This window comes from Burkholderia sp. AU18528, assembly GCF_002223215.2.
Classification (GTDB): domain Bacteria; phylum Pseudomonadota; class Gammaproteobacteria; order Burkholderiales; family Burkholderiaceae; genus Burkholderia; species Burkholderia semiarida.
In genome coordinates this window covers 777,118-793,822 of sequence record NZ_NKFC02000004.1, presented here as the reverse complement: position 1 = coordinate 793,822, position 16,705 = coordinate 777,118, and the positions used below count along the sequence as shown (strand labels likewise).

Sequence of the window (16,705 nt, the reverse complement as noted above, 5' to 3'; positions counted from 1 at the left end):
TTTTCCGGATTGGCTCGAATGGCGTTCAGGCGCTGTGATTGACGTAATGGTCCGGATCGTCTGGAGTAGCTTCGCCGGAATCGCTGGACGATGGGGCTACCGATTCGACTAGCCAGGACCCTTGAGTGCCGACGAGTACCTGGAGGGTCTCGGGTTGGTCGGTCGTCAAGCGTGGCGTGCGACCATGCTCATCGAGAGTACCCTGAGCGACCACCTCACCATTCTCCCGTCGCGCCGTATATTCGACCTCGCCGAATTCTCTCTGCCAGTAGATATCATAGACATCGAGTCGGTTGCTGAATGCTTTGGGCATGTCAAAACCGGGTACGACGACAGGTAGCGACTTCGGGCCCGGCAGCGCATGGTTGCCTGCATAGGCGGTCCATTGCGCGGGCGTACCATGCTCGATTCCTGCACCGCTGATTCGGATATAGCTACCGCGCGCGTTGAGCAGGATTTCCTCGGCGGCGGTGATCTCGATCCGACGCTTTGCGCTGATCAGTTTCAGAACCTGATCGGCGATTATTTCGACATTATCCGACTGCGCCTGGATTTCTACCTTACCCTTTGCTGCGAATAGCTTCATCCCCGCATTCTTAACGAATAGGCTGACTTTTTCGGCCACGCTTGCGATCAATGATTTCCCTGCAGCCAGATGCGTGCTTTCACCGCTGACGATATTTACATGCTGGTCAGCCGTGATCTGCGTCGACTGCTGCGTTGATGTCGCGATACCGGCCGGGCTCGCGAACAACATGATCGGGGCCTTGAAACCGTTCGCACTGCCGGTACCGCCACCGGCGGTGCGACCTCCGGTAGAAGTACCGGCAACACTTGCCTGCGTCGCGTCGGTAAATGCACGCAACGCATCATAGCCTGCGCTGAGACTCTCAGCGCGATGCCCTGCACTTGCATCAGAAAGCGACTGGACAACGCTTTCCGCATTGACGAGCTGGCTGGTCGCGTGACGCGCATCCATGGGCTGTTTGACCGATGCGTCGTAGCTTGAGACGAAAAGCCCCTGCGCCGCACGAATTGCGCCGTGAGCGTCCGATTTCAAATCGAAACCGCTGCCGAGATAGGGGCCGCGGGTGTTACCATCCTGATCGATGAGATAGCCGAGGTGGAGAAGCGTGTTCGAACTGCTACTGAACAGCCGAACACGATTCTGCGCAGTAGCGTCGTCCAAGACCATCTCGTTGTAGCCAGCACCTGCATACTCTTTCGATCGGTAGCCCGACAGGATGCCATTGCTGTGCCATTGCGGCTGAACGCTCCCGTTGTAAACGCGATGCAGCACGATGGGCCTGTCACAGTCACCCCCGACATAGCCAACCAGCACTTCCTCTCCGACTCTCGGAACGTGTACGCTCCCGTAACCACCGCCCGTATCCGATTGTGCGACTCTCACCCAGCACGAGGCATTCGCGCCCCCCGAACTTTGGCGGTCCCACACGAACATGACTTTGACGCGGTTCAATGCGTCCGTATACACCTCTTCGCCCTGCGGCCCGACGACGATTGCCGTCTCCAACTCCATCGTCGGCTTCTTGTGTTCGAAGGGACTCCGATACGGAACTGTGACACGCTGCGCCTCGACTTCGACCAGATAAAAACCGGCCGAGCCATCTTCATGAGTGACGATCTCACCCGATTGCTCAAACTTTGCCTGTGCTAGTTCGCTCTGCAAGCTATATGGAAAGCTCGCTTCGTGATTCGATAGCGGCAGATTGTTTTCGACGTACCGACGCACTTTGATCGATGCGAATTCTCGGTGCCCGGCTTGATCACGATCGTGCTCAGGATGGCCAGTCAGTACGAAACGGCGGCCGGCATCAATGGCCCGAACGCCCCCCATACCAAGAAATCTCTTCGCTCTCGATTCCCATTCCTCTAGATGAATCTTCGAGAGATGTTCACCGCGATCCCGGTTCAGATACGTGTAGGCGCCGGTATATTCGTAGACTTCCGTCTGTTCCGGCAAATTTCCCTGACCGGCCATCGTCGGCAGCATCGTACCTTTCGGGTTGGCAATAGACGATGGTGCCTTGTAGTCAAACGTACGCGTCGTATGTACGGTACTCTGCAACGTCCGCGAGCCTGCCCATCGCGTAAAAGCATCCGTTTCGCCAGTCGCGCCCGATTTGGAGAACTCGACTGGATTGGGAGATACCTCATCAAGCGAGTAAATGTCATCGGTTACGATGAGCCTGTGTGACTTCCCCTCGTTGTCCTGGCGCCAAAAACCGAACAAGCCTTCTTCTTCCATCAATCGATGGACAAAATTCCAATCGGTTTCACTCTGACGGCAGTACGAGCGCGAGGGTAACGTCTTCAGCAAGGCGAATTCGAATTGTCCCCGCGCTTGTGGATGCGCATTGAATACATCGGTGAGGATGGCGTCAACGCTCTGGTCCTGCCAGTACCGCATATCGCTGCGGAACTTTAGGAAATGCATCCATGAAGCGAAGGCCAACTGATAGCTTGAAAGGCTTCCGTCAGTACCGAGTCTGCGAGCTGTATGAATGTATCCGTTGATCGGTAAATAAGACTTGTTCGCTTGCTGCAACCAAAGGGTCATCGGCTGAGCAATCAGCGTTTTGAGCTCAATATCACCTGCTGTGGATACCATGTCGAGCGTGACACCGAAGTCACGGCCAAGCTCGGAGTAAGTCACCGCCCGACGCGGGACAAGCGCATTCTCCGGCAGCGATGGGATGCTCGTCTTGAGCAGGCGATCTTGCTGGATCAGGCCGCCACGAATTGCCTGAGCCACTTCGGTCATGTTCATGCGTTATCCATCTTGTTGTTTTTTGCAAGCCCCAATGGCCTGCGCTCTCACAGGAACGGCTTCCCGTTATGTCGCCGCAATTTTAGCGATACCGACAGGCCTTGAGAATGTATCTTGACCGTGAAAACAACAATATGATCTGACAAAAATTCATACACTCGTCTGCGAGAGGCCGGGCTTAATGCGCGTAGCGCCGCCATTTATTACTCATTCAACACAATTTCCTTTCATATACATTTCCAAATCGCGATGTAGTCGAGTGTCCGTGCAATCATGATTCCGGCGGCCGCACCGGACAGATGCTCGAGATGCGGGGGCTCGCGTTTAGACGCAATCGGCGACAGTAAATCGTTAGTGAGAAATTCTCTGAGTCGCGCTTGAGCATCAGCAATAACGTAGGGCGGGGAATTCAGTAATTGCTCATCGCGGAATATGCCAATCGTATCCGTCGCGGCACGCCACGCCCTGTACGCGAAGGCGCGAATATGGGCGCGTCCGATTATCTTGGGACACGCGCACCGGACACCGATCGATGCCGTGGCGCTTGACCCGCAATGCGACTCGGTCGCCGCTCGCCGCTACCGATAAACGGCCCGTGGCTGCACTGGCGGGGCGACAACTAGCGTCCTTGCCCGCCCGCTGCTTTTTCTCGCTATCGCTCATCGTTCGACTCGGAATCAGAGAGCCACAGGTTCGAACCCTTTCGCTCCGACCAAGGAATCAAGGGGTTCCGGCTGTAGCCCCATTTACGTTGACGGGGCGCTTTTTTGCCGGCCCTCGAATCGCACACCCGTTTTCCGTGTCCGCAGCAGTAGGGCCCGGCACGGACCACCCGCCGCATCGACGCGCCCGCGCCTCCCGACCCAAGCCCGCGCACGGAACTTGCTGGAACACGCGATAATACGTGTGAACAACCCGCAACCGCGCATGAAAAACAACATTCTCGAAACCGCCCTGTGTGCGTCGCTGCTCGTGCTTGCGACCACCGCCGGCACTGCGTCGGCGAAAGCGCTCGACGACGCGCTCGACTGCCATTCGACCGGGCACAAGTTCGTCGCGCCGCTGCTCGCCGCCGGCGACATCCAGTCGGAGCCGATGCACGTGGAGTCGAATTCGGTCAATGCTTTCCGCACGAAGCACCCGCTGACGGCGTACGGCTTCGGCGTCTATGTCGTGCTCGGCTACCAGGCGAACGACCCGATCTTCCGTCCGGGCGACGGCACGCCGATCGGCGACTGGGCCTACGGCGTCGTCGTACGCGGCACGAAGGGTTCGGTGGAGGAAGCCGTACGCAAGGCCGGCAGCGACGCAACCGTCAAGCAGGCGTTCCCGTTCCTGACCGCGATCGTCTGCTCGTCGGATTGAGCAAATCGGCAGCACGACCCCGCCCGCCCGCCCGACGAGCGCCGCCGCGGATCACCCACGACCACCGGGCCTCGAGCGCCTTCCGAGGCCCGCTATCGCCCCCTCACGCGCCGGTATACACGACCCGATACGGAATACCGACCTTCTCCCACTCCGCCGCCTCCTGGCTGAGGCTATAGTCGGTCAACGGGTTCTGCTCGACCCATGCGTTCGGCAAACGCACCTCGTACCCGCCCTTCTTCATCTGCGAAACCGAGATGTCGGGCAGCCCCGCATCGGTCCGGCGCCGACACAGCAGCGCCGCGAGCCGCAGACAGAACAGCAGCGGCCACTCGACCTCGCGTGCCTGCGACAGCTTGCCGAGCTTGCCCGCATGGCCGAGCACGAGCGCCGCGAGCCGCGCCTGGTCGGTACGCGAAAAACCCGGCATGTCCGCATTGCTCGCGATATACGCCGAATGCTTGTGATACGCGCTGTGCGAGATCGACAGGCCGATTTCGTGCAACGCGGCCGCCCAGCCGAGGAACATCCGCCCTTCCTCGCGCGCTTCCTCGTCACCTTCCTCGAGCTCGTCGTAGAAACGCACGGCGAGCGCACCGATCCGCTCGGCCTGCGCGCGATCGACGCCGTAGCGGCGCGTGAAACCCTCGACGGTCACCGCCCGCATGTCCTCGTGCTGCGTCCGGCCCAGCAGGTCGTACAGCACGCCGAGGCGCAACGCGCCGTCGGTCGTATCGACGTAGTCGACACCCAGCTCCTCGAACACCGCCAGCATGATCGCGAGGCCGCCCGCGAGCACCGGCACGCGGTCGGGCTTCAGCGCGATCAGCTTCAGCCGGTTGACGTTCTCCGCCTTGATCAGCGCACGCTTGAGCCGCTCGAGGCCGCCGCGCGAAATGCCGTGCGTGATGCCCGGATCGTTGAAGCCGTTCGCCTCGACGAGCTCCGCGAGCGCCCGCGCGGTGCCGGACGAGCCGATCGCCTGGTCCCAGCCGGCCTTCTTGTACTCGCTCGAAATGATCTGGATCTCGCGCTTGGCCGCGAGTTCGGCCTGCCGCATCGTGTATTCGTCGACGTTGCCGGCCGGGAAGAACGTGCGGCTATGGCTCACGCAGCCGATATAGAGGCTTTCCATCACGATCGGCGTGTAGTGCGAGCCGATGATGAATTCGGTCGAGCCGCCGCCGATATCGACGACGAGCCGCTTGCCGGCGCTCGCCGGCACCGAGTGCGCGGCGCCCGCATAGATGAGGCGCGCTTCTTCGCGGCCCGCGATCACTTCGATCGGGAAACCGAGCGCCGCCTCGGCCTCGCCGAGAAATTCGGCGGCGTTCTTCGCGACGCGCAGCGTGTTGGTCGCCACCGCGCGCACATGGTCGGGATGGAAATCGCGCAGGCGCTCGCCGAACCGCTTGAGCGCCTCCCAGCCCCGCTCCTGCGACGCGCGGTCGAGCATCTTGTCGCTCGACAGCCCCGCGGCCAGCCGAACCGGCTCGCGCAGCGCATCGACGGGGTAGATCTGGCTGCCGGCCGGCGTTTCCTCGACGCGCCCGACGATCAGCCGGAAGCTGTTCGAGCCGAGATCCACGGCAGCCAGCAAGTGGGGAGTTGTAACCATCAGAAGGGGCTCCGTGCGCGTTCTTCCGCGGCAGCCGTTCCGGCAACCGAGGGCGATCAATCAAAGGCGACATTTTAAGCGTGGAACGCTTGCCGTTGCCACGCTTGACGGGCATGCACGCCGCTCGATTCCATATAGCCGAAACATTTATGCGACGAAAGGGTTACGGCGTAGAATTTCCGGATATAAAGGCATTATTGTCATCAGCACGTCATCGTACCGTGAGAGTTTCCGAGCGTCTGTTCGAATCATCGCCTGAATTACCCTCTACCCTGCCGATGTCCGTCCGTTACCCGCTTCTCAATCGTGAACTCGGCATCCTCGGTTTCAACGAGCGCGTGCTGGCCCAGGCGGCCGACCCGCATGTCCCGTTGCTCGAGCGCCTGCGTTTCATCTGCATCACCAGCAGCAATCTCGACGAATTCTTCGAAGTCCGGATGGCCGGCCTGCAGGAGCAGATTCGCGACAACCCCGGCGCGCTGACGCCCGACGGCATGTCGTTGCAGCACGCTTACGATCTCGTCGTCGAGCGCGCCCAGCGGCTCGTCCATCGACAGTACACGATGCTGCACGAAACCGTGCTGCCGGCGCTCGAACAGGAAGGCATCTACTTCCACGCGAGCGACACGTGGAACGACGAGCAGCTCGAATGGGCGCGGCGCTACTTCCTCGACGAACTGCTGCCCGTGCTGACGCCGATCGGCCTCGATCCGGCCCACCCGTTCCCGCGCGTGCTGAACAAGAGCCTGAACTTCGTCGTCGAGCTCGAAGGCCGCGACGCGTTCGGCCGCCAGGCCGTGATGGGCATCGTCCAGGCGCCGCGCGCGCTGCCGCGCGTCGTGCGCATGCCGCATGCGCTGTCGGGTTTCGAGCACGGCTTCGTGCTGCTGAGCTCGTTCATGCAGCGCTTCGTCGGCGAACTCTTCCCGCAACTCGTCGTGAAGAGCTGCAATCAGTTCCGCATCACGCGCAACAGCGAGCTGTTCGTCGACGAAGACGAAATCACGAACCTGCGTGTCGCGTTGCAGGGCGAATTGCCCGCACGCCACCTCGGCAATGCGGTGCGCCTCGAAGTGTCGGCCGACACGCCGGCGCACATCGTGCGGCGCCTGCTCGACGAAAGCGAGCTCGGCGACAAGGACTGCTATCGCGTGGCGGGATCCGTGAATCTCGTGCGCCTGATGCAGATTCCCGACCTCGTCGATCGTCCCGACCTGAAGTTCACGCCGTTCACCGCGTCGACCCCCGCGGCAATCGCGAACGCGCCGACGATGTTCGACGCGATCGACGCCGGCGACATCCTGCTGCACCACCCGTACGAGAGCTTCCAGCCCGTGCTCGAACTGCTGCAGCAGGCCGCGAGAGACCCGAGCGTCGTCGCGATCAAGCAGACGATCTACCGCACCGGTACCGACTCGCCGCTGATGGACGCGCTGATGGAAGCCGCGCGCAACGGCAAGGAAGTGACCGTCGTCGTCGAGCTGCTCGCGCGCTTCGACGAGGAAACCAACATCAACTGGGCATCGCAGCTCGAAGCGGTCGGCGCGCACGTCGTATACGGCGTGGTCGGTCACAAGTGCCATGCGAAGATGATGCTGATCGTGCGGCGCGTCGTCGAGGGCGGAAAGGCATCGCTGCGCCGCTACGTGCACCTCGGCACCGGCAACTACCATCCGCGCACCGCACGCGTGTACACCGACTTCGGGCTGATGACGGCCGACCAGAAGATCTGCGAGGACGTTCATCACGTATTCCAGCAACTGACCGGGATCGGCGGCGAACTGACGCTGCACGAACTGTGGCAGTCGCCGTTTACGCTGCATCCGCGCATCATCGATTCGATCCGCGCGGAGATCGACAATGCGCAGGCCGGCAAGCGCGCGCGGATCGTCGCGAAAATGAACGCGCTGCTGGAGCCGTCGGTGATCGCCGCGCTGTACGAAGCGTCGCAGGCCGGCGTCAAGGTCGACCTGATCGTGCGCGGCGTCTGCGCGCTGAAGCCCGGTGTGCCGGGGCTGTCGGAAAACATCACGGTGCGCTCGATCGTCGGCCGCTTCCTCGAGCACCACCGCATCTACTACTTCCACGCGGGCGGCGCCGAGGACGTCTATCTGTCGAGCGCCGACTGGATGGACCGCAACCTGTTCCGCCGCGTCGAAGTCGCGTTCCCGATCCGTGATCGCAGGCTGAAGCGTCGCGTGATCGCCGAAGGGCTGTCGGTATGCCTCGGCGACAACCAGTCGGCCTGGCAGATGCACAGCGACGGTCACTATCGCCGCCGCCGCACCGGCAAGACGATCCGCAACGCGCAGCTCGGATTGCTCGCGAAGTTCTGTTCGTGAGCCGCCGGCGCGATGCGGGTCGCGCGTCGCGTCGGAATGAAAAAAGCAGCCCGCGGGCTGCTTTTTTCAACGCCGGGCCGCTACGCGATCATGCTTCGTAAGCGGCCGGCCGTATCGCGATGACGCGCGAGCCCGGGAACCGCGCGGTGAACGTACTGCCGCGCCCTTCCTCGCTCTGCACGTACAGATGCGCGTCGTGCCGCTGCAGCACGTGCTTGACGATCGCGAGCCCGAGGCCCGTGCCGCCCGTGTCGCGCGAACGGCTGCGATCGACCCGGTAGAAGCGCTCGGTGAGCCGCGGCAGATCGGCGGCCGGAATCCCGAAGCCGCTGTCCGTGACGGAAAACACGCCCTGCGCGCCGTCGCGCCGCCACGACACGGCGATCTTGCCGCCGTCCGGCGTATAGCGGATCGCGTTCGTGACGAGATTCGCGAACGCGCTGAACAGCTCCGTCTGCGCACCGGTGACCCCGAGCGTCTCGTCGATCGAGAACGTGATGTCGTGATGCCCGTTCGACAGCGTCCGCGCGTCTTCCTTCAGATGGTCGAACACCGCACGCATGTCGATCGCGCGATCGACCGGCGGCTTGCTCTCGCCTTCCAGCTTCGCGAGCACCAGCAGGTCGGTCACGATGTGCCGCATCCGCGACGCCTGCTGCTCCATCATGTCGAGATAGCGCGCGCGATCCTCCTCGTTCAGCGGCAGCTCGCGCATCGTCTCCAGAAAGCCCGACAGCACGGTAAGCGGCGTCTTCAGCTCGTGCGACACGTTCGCGACGAAGTCGCGCCGCATCGCGTCGGTGCGCTCGAGCTCGGTGATGTCCTGCGTGAGCAGCAGCTTGCGGTTCTCGCCGTACGGGAACACCTGCACGGCCAGCACGTTCTGCCGCGAGTCGCCCATGCCGCGCATCAGTAGCGTGTCCTCGTAGTGCTGCGCATTCAGGTAGCGGACGAAATCGGGATGACGCACGAGGTTCGTGATGTGCTGGCGCAGGTCGCGCTTCGCATCGAGGCCGAAATGGACTTCGGCGATCGCGTTGCACCACTCGATCTGGTCGTGGTCGTCGAGCATCGCGACGCCGTTCGGCGACGCCTGGATCGCCTGGATGAAGCGCGAGTGCTGCTGTTCGACCTGCCGAACCTGCGCATGCCATTGCTTCGCGAGCTTGTGCAGCCGGTAGTAGATCTCGCCCCAGATGCCCGGCGCGCTCGGCACTTCGCCGTAGACCGGCGCATCGAGCAGCCGCCACAGACGCTGCGTATGGAAGGTGCTGAAAAAGCCCTGCGCGACCAGCATCACGACCACGAACACGAGGCCCGCGGTCGGGCCGGCGAACACGCCGACCAATACGCCGATCAGCACGAGCAGCACGAGCGACACCAGAAAGCGCGCCCAGATGATGTTCATGATTCAGCGTCCGAAAGAATGAACGGCATGCCGCGGCACACGGCACGCCCGAGTACGTTACGCGTGCTTGGCGAGGCGGTAGCCGCTGCCGCGCACGGTTTCGATCATCGCATCGCAGCCGGCCGGTTTCAAGGCCGCGCGCAATCGCTTGATGTGGACGTCGACGGTGCGCTCCTCGACGAACACGTGGTCGCCCCACACCTGATCGAGCAATTGCGTGCGGCTGTGCACGCGCTCCGGATGCGTCATGAAGAAATGCAGCAGGCGGAACTCGGTCGGGCCGAGATCGAGCTTGATCTCGCTGCCGTCCCCGTGCGCGGCGACGCGATGCGTGGCCGGATCGAGCCGCAGCCCGTTGATCGACACGACGTCCTCGGTCAGCTGCGGCGCGCGGCGGCGCAGCACGGCCTTGATGCGCGCCATCAGCTCCTTCGGCGAGAACGGCTTCGTCACGTAGTCGTCCGCGCCGATTTCGAGGCCGAGCACCTTGTCCTGCTCGTCGCCGCGGGCGGTGAGCATGATGATCGGGATGTGCTTGGTCCGTTCGTTGTTGCGCAGGTCGCGCGCGAACGCGATACCGGACTTGCCCGGCAGCATCCAGTCGAGCAGCACGAGATCGGGCAGCACGTCGCTGATCAGGTTCTGCGCCTGTTCGGCGTTGTACGCGCGGATCGGGCAGTGACCGGCGTGCTGGAGATTCACCGAGATCAGTTCGGAAATCGCGGGCTCATCTTCAACGACGAGAATGTTGCTGGGCATCGGCACCTCTGTTCTTCCTGTACGGAGTCGATTAACTGTTGGCTTCGCGATCGAGCGTGTCGCGCGGCTGGTGCCGCACGTCGGTGCCCTTCACGATGTAGATGATGAATTCGGCGATGTTCTTCGCGTGGTCGCCGATCCGTTCGATCGCCTTCGCGATGAACAGGTATTCGAGGCCGACCGAGATCGTGCGCGGATCTTCCTGCATGTACGACACGAGCTTGCGCACGAATGCACGGAATTCCTGATCGATCTCCTTGTCGTCCTTGACGATCTGCGCGGCGGCCACCGTATCGAGGCGCGCGAACGCGTCGAGCGCGCGGCGCAGGATCGTCACGGCCATCTCGCCCGACACCTTGATCTCGGCGATGTTGACCGTGCGCGCGGCCGGCTCGTCGATCAGGCGGCGCACGCGTTTCGCGATCTTCTCCGCTTCGTCGCCGGCGCGCTCGAGGTTCGTAATCGTTTTCGAAATCGACATCAAAAGACGCAGGTCACGCGCGGCAGGCTGTCTCCGCGCGATGATGTTGCCGCATTCCTGGTCGATCTCCACTTCCATCGCGTTCAGCGTTTCCTCGGCCGCGATCACCTTCTCGGCCCGCTCGCGATCGAATTCGTTCAGCGCGTGCATCGCGCCGACGATCTGCGACTCCACGAGTCCGCCCATTTCCAGCACTTTCGACGACACGGCATTCAGGTCCGCGTCGAACTGGCTCGACAGATGTTTATCCGACATGACTGTTGTTCTCCGTCATCAGCCGAAGCGGCCGGTGATGTAGTCTTCCGTTTCCTTGCGCACCGGCTTGATGAAGATCTTTTCGGTTTCGCCGAACTCGATCAGCTCGCCCAGGTACATGTAGGCCGTGAAATCCGAGCAGCGCGCGGCCTGCTGCATGTTGTGCGTGACGATCACGACCGTGTAGTCGCTCTTCAGCTCCGCGATCAGCTCCTCGATGCGGCCCGTCGAGATCGGGTCGAGCGCCGAGCACGGTTCGTCGAGCAGCAGCACTTCCGGCCGGATCGCGATGCCGCGCGCGATGCACAAGCGCTGCTGCTGGCCGCCCGACAGCCCGTAGCCGCTCTGGCCGAGCTTGTCCTTCACTTCGTTCCACAGCGCGGCCTTCGTGAGCGCCCACTCGACGCGGTCGTCCATTTCCGAACGCGTGAGCTTTTCGAACATCTTCACGCCGAACGCGATGTTGTCGTAGATCGACATCGGGAACGGCGTCGGCTTCTGGAACACCATGCCGATCCGCGCGCGCAGCAGCGAGATGTCGCGCTTCGTCGTCAGCAGGTTCTCGCCGTCCATCAGGATTTCGCCTTCGGCGCGCTGCTCCGGATAGAGCGCGAACATCTTGTTGAACGTGCGCAGGAGCGTCGACTTGCCGCAGCCCGACGGGCCGATGAACGCCGTCACCTTCCCTTCGGGAATGCGCAGGTTGATGTTCTTCAGCGCGTGGAACTTGCTGTAGAAGAAGTTGAGGTTGTTGACCTCGATCTTCGCGTTCAGCGGCGCGAGCGGACGGCCGTGCGCCGCGTCTTGCGTGCCGGCGGGCGCAGCGGTGCGCTCGACGGGATTCAGGTGGCTTTCTGCCATATTCATCGGATTGCTCCGCCGTTACTTTTTCGAGAAGATCGAGCGCGCCAGGACGTTCAGTCCGAGCACCCCGAGCGTAATCAAGAACACGCCCGCCCACGCGAGCGACTGCCACTCCGCGAACGGGCTCATCGCGAACTTGTAGATCGTGACGGGCAGGTTCGCCATCGGCTGGCTCATGTCGACCGAGAAGAACTGGTTCGACAGCGCGGTGAACAGCAGCGGCGCCGTTTCGCCGGCAATCCGCGCGACCGCGAGCAGCACGCCCGTCACGATCCCGCCGACCGACGCGCGCAGCGTGATCTTCAGCACCATGCGCCACTTCGGCGTGCCGAGCGCGACGGCCGCTTCGCGCAGCGCGTTCGGCACCAGCTTCAGCATGTTCTCGGTCGTGCGGATCACGATCGGAATCTGCAGCAGCGCGAGCGCGATCACGCCGGCCCAGCCCGAGAAGCGCCCCGACTTCGCGACGACGATCGCGTACACGAACAGGCCGATGACGATCGACGGCGCCGACAGCAGGATGTCGTTGATGAAGCGGATCGTGCTCGCCAGCAGGTTCTTCTGCCCGTATTCGGCGAGATAGACGCCCGCGAGGATGCCGATCGGCGTGCCGACCAGCGTGCCGAAGCCGCACAGCAGCAGGCTGCCGACGATCGCGTTCGCGAGACCGCCGCCTTCCGTGTTCGGCGCCGGCGTCGATTCGGTGAACAGTTGCAGCGACAGGCCGCCGACGCCGAGGTGCACCGTGGTGTAGAGAATCCACACGAGCCACAGCAGGCCGAATGCCATCGCGGCGAGCGATGCGGTGAGCGCGATCGCGTTGATGGCCTTGCGCTTGCGCTGCAGGCGGTTGCGCATCGCGTCGAGCACGGCGCCGTCCGGCCCCGGGAAATTCATGATGGGCTCGCTCATTTCTTGCCCTCTCCCTTCTCGAGACGAAGCAGCAGCAGTTTGGAGATGGATAGCACGATGAACGTGATCACGAACAGGATCAGCCCGAGTTCCATCAGCGCGGACGTATGCAGGCCCGGCTGCGCTTCCGCGAATTCGTTCGCGAGCGCCGACGTGATGCTGTTGCCCGGCGCGAACAGCGACACGCTGTCGAGCAGGTTCGTGTTGCCGATCACGAAGGTCACGGCCATCGTTTCGCCGAGCGCGCGGCCGAGGCCGAGCATCACGCCGCCGATCACGCCGGTCTTCGTATAGGGCAGCACGACCTTCCACATCACTTCCCAGGTCGTGCAGCCGATTCCGTATGCCGATTCCTTCAGCAGCACCGGCGTGACCTCGAACACGTCGCGCATCACCGACGCGATGTACGGGATGATCATGATCGCGAGAATCACGCCGGCCGCGAGGATGCCGATGCCGATCGGCGCGCCGGACGTCAGCGGGCCGAGCACCCACACGTCCTTGAGCAGGCGGCCGATCGGCTTCTGGAAGTATTCGGCGAAGATCGGCGCGAACACGAGCAGGCCCCACATGCCGTACACGATCGACGGGATCGCGGCGAGCAGCTCGATCGCGATGCCGAGCGGACGGCGCAGCCACACGGGCGCCAGCTCGGTGAGGAACAGCGCGATGCCGAAGCTGACGGGCACCGCGATGACGAGTGCGATCAGCGACGTCACGAGCGTGCCGTAGATCGGCACGAGTGCGCCGTAAATGTCCGAGTTGGGATCCCACTCGGATTGCCACAGGAAGCCGAGACCGAACTTCTGGATGGTCGGCATCGACGCAATGATCAGGGAAACGATGATCCCGCCGAGCAGCAGCAGGGTCACGATCGCGGCGAGCCGCGCAAGGCCGCCGAACAGGACATCCCCGAGACGGCTCGGCGCGCGCTGCTGCGCGGTGTCGGGCGATCGTGAGGACGTGTATGAAATATCAGACATGGGTGCCTGCTTTGGATCGCCGGGCGCCGTAACGCCCGGCCTTACCGCACACACTGCCCGACCGGCGCAGCCGGGCAGCGAACCGCTGGATCGCTTACTCGGCGGCGACCGGCTTGCCCGAGGCGTCCGTCACCTTCGTCTTCCATTGCTTGCGGATTTCCGTCTCGACCGTCGCCGGCAGCGAGATGTAGTCGAGGCTGTCGGCAGCCTTCTCGCCGTTCTTGAACGCCCAGCTGAAGAACTTCAGCGTTTCCGCGCCCTGCTCCGGCTTGTCCTGCTTCGCGTGCAGCAGCACGAACGTCGCGCCGACGACCGGCCAGGCTTCCTTGCCCGGCTGGTTCGTCAGGATCTGGTAGAACGACTTCGACCAGTTCGCGCCTGCCGCCGCGGCCTTGAACGTTTCCGTCTTCGGCTCGACCACCGTGCCCGTCGAATTCTTCAGGGCCGTGTAGACCATGTTGTTCTTCTTCGCGTACGCCCATTCGACGTAGCCGATCGCGCCCGGCAGGCGCTGCACGAAGGCCGCGACGCCGTCGTTGCCCTTGCCGCCCGTGCCCGTCGGCCAGTTGACCGTCGTGCCTTCGCCGATCTTCGACTTCCACTCGTCGTTGACCTTCGACAGGTAGTTCGTCCAGATGAAGCTCGTGCCCGAACCGTCGGCGCGGCGGACCACGGCGATGTCCGTATCCGGCAGCTTGACCTTCGGGTTCAGCGCGGCGATCGCCGGGTCGTTCCACTTCTTGATCTTGCCGAGGTAGATGTCGCCGAGCACCGGGCCCGACAGCGTCAGTTCGCCGGCCTTCACGCCCGGCACGTTGACGACCGGCACCACGCCGCCGACCACCGTCGGGAACTGGAACAGGCCTTCCTTCGCGAGTTCTTCATCCTTCAGCGGCGCGTCCGAACCGGCAAAATCGACCGTCTTCGCGACGATCTGCTTCAGGCCGCCCGACGAACCGATGCCCTGGTAGTTGACCTTCGAACCGCCGGACTGCTGGTAGTCGGCAGCCCATTTCGTATAGATCGGCATCGCGAACGTGCTACCTGCGCCCGTGATGTCGGCAGCGTGGGCGGCGACGGCGAAAAGCGCGCCAGCCAGGCCGGCAATCGCGGTTTGCATCAATTTCATGAGACCTCCAGTGTGTGAGCGGATGACTACGGCACCGCGAAGGTTAGGGGCTGCTCATGACGGTAATGTGACAATCGATGAAACTGGCGTGACAGTAACATGACTGGTTGAAAGGGAGTATGGGGTGGCGCGCCGGCGGCGCAGCGGGGGTGATGGCGGCAAGAATTGCCTGCCTCGGCGGGCGGGAGGGACGCTGTTTTCACCGATGTGGGGGACGTCGTGGCGCAGCGTCAGCCGGACAGGAAGCCGGGTGCGGCGGCAGGTCGGCTTCCGGGGTCGGATGCGTGATTTGAGCGGAAGACTGCGTGGGCGGAAGGTCACCTCTATCAGTACGGCAAACCTTTGCGTCCGACAAAATCACGGCGCCCGAAGGCGCCGCATGCAAATTCGTCGGAGCCGGCGCGCGGGCGGTCGAACCGCCGCGCGCCGCTGACATGGATCAGCTCGTCGCCGCCCGCACCGCGTCGGCAATCGCCTCCGCATGGCGCGCCGCATCGGCCGCCTGCTGCGCTTCGACCATCACGCGCAGCACGGGCTCCGTGCCCGATGCGCGGATCAGCACGCGTCCGCTACCGGCAAGCGCGGCTTCGGCGGCATCGATCGCGGCGCGAATCGACGCGCTGCCCTTCCAGTCGGCGCCCGGCTTCATCCGCACGTTGATCAGCTTCTGCGGGAACAGCGTGACGCCGTCGAGCATCTGTGCGAGCGTGCGGCCGCTGCGCTTCAGCGCGGCCAGCACGAGCAGCGCCGACACGATGCCGTCGCCGGTCGAATGCCGGTCGAGCGACAGGATGTGGCCCGACCCTTCCGCGCCGAGCTGCCAGCCGTGCTCGCGCAACTGCTCGAGCACGTAGCGGTCGCCGACCGCCGCGCGGACGAACTTCACGCCCTCGCGCTGCAGCGCGACTTCGACGGCGAGATTCGTCATCAGCGTGCCGACCGCGCCGTCGACCTTGCCGTCGGTCGCGATCCGATCCTTCACGAGCACGTAGAGCAGTTCGTCGCCGTTGTACAGCCGGCCGGTCGCGTCGACCACTTGCAGGCGGTCGGCATCGCCGTCGAGCGCGATGCCGAGATCGGCGTGGTTCGCCCGCACCGCGCGCACCAGCGCGTCCGGCGCGGTCGCGCCGACGCCGTCGTTGATGTTGAAGCCGTTCGGCGCCACGCCGATCGGAATGACGTCCGCGCCGAGTTCGTGGAACACGTGCGGCGCGATCTGGTACGCGGCGCCGTGCGCGCAATCGATCACGAGCTTCAGCCCGCGCAGATCGAACGCGGCCGGGAACGTGCTCTTGCAGAATTCGATGTAGCGGCCGGCCGCGTCGTCGAGGCGGCGCGCCTTGCCGAGACCGTCGGACGCCGCGCATTCGAGCGGCTTGTCGAGCCACGCTTCGATCGCAGCTTCGGTGTCGTCGGGCAGCTTGTTGCCGTCCGCCGAGAAAAACTTGATGCCGTTGTCGTGATACGGGTTGTGCGACGCGCTGATCACGACACCGGCCGACAGGCGCAGCGCGCGTGTCAGGTACGCGACGCCGGGCGTCGGCATCGGGCCGGCCAGCATCACGTCAACGCCGGCCGCCGAGAATCCGGCCTCGAGCGCGGCTTCGAGCATGTAGCCCGACACGCGTGTGTCCTTGCCGATCAGCACCGTCGGACGCGAGCCCGCCGCGACGTCGGCCGAGCCGGCCAGTACCTTGCCGGCCGCATAGCCGAGACGCAATACGAAATCCGGCGTGATGGGCGCTTCGCCCACCGTGCCGCGAATGCCGTCCGTGCCGAAATATCGACGTCCCATGGG

Annotated in this window: 12 protein-coding genes; 2 read left to right on the top strand and 10 right to left on the bottom strand. The window is 63.6% G+C overall.

Going from position 1 to position 16,705, the window contains the following annotated elements:
- Positions 1-25: 25 nt before the first annotated feature.
- A complete protein-coding gene (locus CFB52_RS06455; protein ID WP_099316272.1) occupies positions 26-2,791 on the bottom strand; it encodes a type VI secretion system Vgr family protein in 2,766 nt (921 codons plus the stop codon).
- Between the two features lie 927 nt (positions 2,792-3,718).
- Between CFB52_RS06455 and CFB52_RS06450 the strand changes: the two genes are divergently transcribed.
- The gene (locus tag CFB52_RS06450; protein ID WP_099316271.1) at positions 3,719-4,156 is read left to right on the top strand and encodes a hypothetical protein; all 438 of its coding nucleotides are present in this window, start codon (positions 3,719-3,721) and stop codon (positions 4,154-4,156) included.
- Positions 4,157-4,259: 103 nt separating this feature from the next.
- On the opposite strand, the gene ppx is transcribed toward CFB52_RS06450, so the two are convergent.
- On the bottom strand, positions 4,260-5,774 hold the full coding sequence (gene ppx / locus CFB52_RS06445) for an exopolyphosphatase (protein WP_060011517.1): 1,515 nt from the start codon (positions 5,772-5,774) through the stop codon (positions 4,260-4,262).
- 278 nt (positions 5,775-6,052) lie between these two features.
- On the opposite strand from ppx, the gene ppk1 reads away from it, so the two are divergent.
- Positions 6,053-8,116 (top strand): polyphosphate kinase 1, encoded by a 2,064-nt coding sequence (gene ppk1 / locus CFB52_RS06440; RefSeq protein ID WP_099316270.1) that lies wholly within the window; start codon positions 6,053-6,055, stop codon positions 8,114-8,116.
- A gap of 88 nt (positions 8,117-8,204) precedes the next feature.
- Here ppk1 and phoR read toward each other — a convergent pair whose 3' ends face one another.
- The 8 genes from phoR to glmM form a co-directional block, all read right to left on the bottom strand.
- Positions 8,205-9,524: a phosphate regulon sensor histidine kinase PhoR gene (phoR, locus tag CFB52_RS06435; protein ID WP_059644238.1), complete on the bottom strand. Its 1,320-nt coding sequence runs from the start codon at positions 9,522-9,524 to the stop codon at positions 8,205-8,207.
- Between the two features lie 57 nt (positions 9,525-9,581).
- Entirely contained in the window at positions 9,582-10,283 is a 702-nt protein-coding gene (phoB, locus tag CFB52_RS06430) for a phosphate regulon transcriptional regulator PhoB (RefSeq protein ID WP_006750313.1), read from the bottom strand.
- Positions 10,284-10,314: 31 nt separating this feature from the next.
- On the bottom strand, positions 10,315-11,019 hold the full coding sequence (gene phoU, locus CFB52_RS06425; RefSeq protein WP_059573864.1) for a phosphate signaling complex protein PhoU: 705 nt from the start codon (positions 11,017-11,019) through the stop codon (positions 10,315-10,317).
- An 18-nt stretch (positions 11,020-11,037) separates the two neighbouring features.
- Positions 11,038-11,886, bottom strand: a complete 849-nt coding sequence (pstB, locus tag CFB52_RS06420; protein ID WP_059573865.1) for a phosphate ABC transporter ATP-binding protein PstB — start codon at positions 11,884-11,886, stop codon at positions 11,038-11,040.
- A 15-nt stretch (positions 11,887-11,901) separates the two neighbouring features.
- Complete coding sequence (gene pstA, locus CFB52_RS06415; RefSeq protein WP_059573866.1) at positions 11,902-12,795, bottom strand: phosphate ABC transporter permease PstA; 894 nt, start codon at positions 12,793-12,795, stop codon at positions 11,902-11,904.
- Positions 12,792-13,778: a phosphate ABC transporter permease PstC gene (gene pstC / locus CFB52_RS06410; RefSeq protein WP_059573867.1), complete on the bottom strand. Its 987-nt coding sequence runs from the start codon at positions 13,776-13,778 to the stop codon at positions 12,792-12,794. Before pstC ends, pstA begins: the two co-directional genes overlap by 4 nt.
- Before the next feature lie 94 nt (positions 13,779-13,872).
- Entirely contained in the window at positions 13,873-14,907 is a 1,035-nt protein-coding gene (gene pstS, locus CFB52_RS06405; RefSeq protein WP_059644229.1) for a phosphate ABC transporter substrate-binding protein PstS, read from the bottom strand.
- 439 nt (positions 14,908-15,346) lie between these two features.
- Complete coding sequence (gene glmM, locus CFB52_RS06395) at positions 15,347-16,702, bottom strand: phosphoglucosamine mutase (RefSeq protein WP_059573869.1); 1,356 nt, start codon at positions 16,700-16,702, stop codon at positions 15,347-15,349.
- Positions 16,703-16,705: the final 3 nt, after the last annotated feature.

Coding starts and splice junctions, on each gene's coding strand:
- CFB52_RS06455 (WP_099316272.1), bottom strand. CDS start 2,791: ATGAACATGACCGAAGTGGCTCAGGCAATTCGTGGCGGCCTGATCCAG.
- CFB52_RS06450 (WP_099316271.1), top strand. CDS start 3,719: ATGAAAAACAACATTCTCGAAACCGCCCTGTGTGCGTCGCTGCTCGTG.
- ppx (WP_060011517.1), bottom strand. CDS start 5,774: ATGGTTACAACTCCCCACTTGCTGGCTGCCGTGGATCTCGGCTCGAAC.
- ppk1 (WP_099316270.1), top strand. CDS start 6,053: ATGTCCGTCCGTTACCCGCTTCTCAATCGTGAACTCGGCATCCTCGGT.
- phoR (WP_059644238.1), bottom strand. CDS start 9,524: ATGAACATCATCTGGGCGCGCTTTCTGGTGTCGCTCGTGCTGCTCGTG.
- phoB (WP_006750313.1), bottom strand. CDS start 10,283: ATGCCCAGCAACATTCTCGTCGTTGAAGATGAGCCCGCGATTTCCGAA.
- phoU (WP_059573864.1), bottom strand. CDS start 11,019: ATGTCGGATAAACATCTGTCGAGCCAGTTCGACGCGGACCTGAATGCC.
- pstB (WP_059573865.1), bottom strand. CDS start 11,886: ATGAATATGGCAGAAAGCCACCTGAATCCCGTCGAGCGCACCGCTGCG.
- pstA (WP_059573866.1), bottom strand. CDS start 12,795: ATGAGCGAGCCCATCATGAATTTCCCGGGGCCGGACGGCGCCGTGCTC.
- pstC (WP_059573867.1), bottom strand. CDS start 13,778: ATGTCTGATATTTCATACACGTCCTCACGATCGCCCGACACCGCGCAG.
- pstS (WP_059644229.1), bottom strand. CDS start 14,907: ATGAAATTGATGCAAACCGCGATTGCCGGCCTGGCTGGCGCGCTTTTC.
- glmM (WP_059573869.1), bottom strand. CDS start 16,702: ATGGGACGTCGATATTTCGGCACGGACGGCATTCGCGGCACGGTGGGC.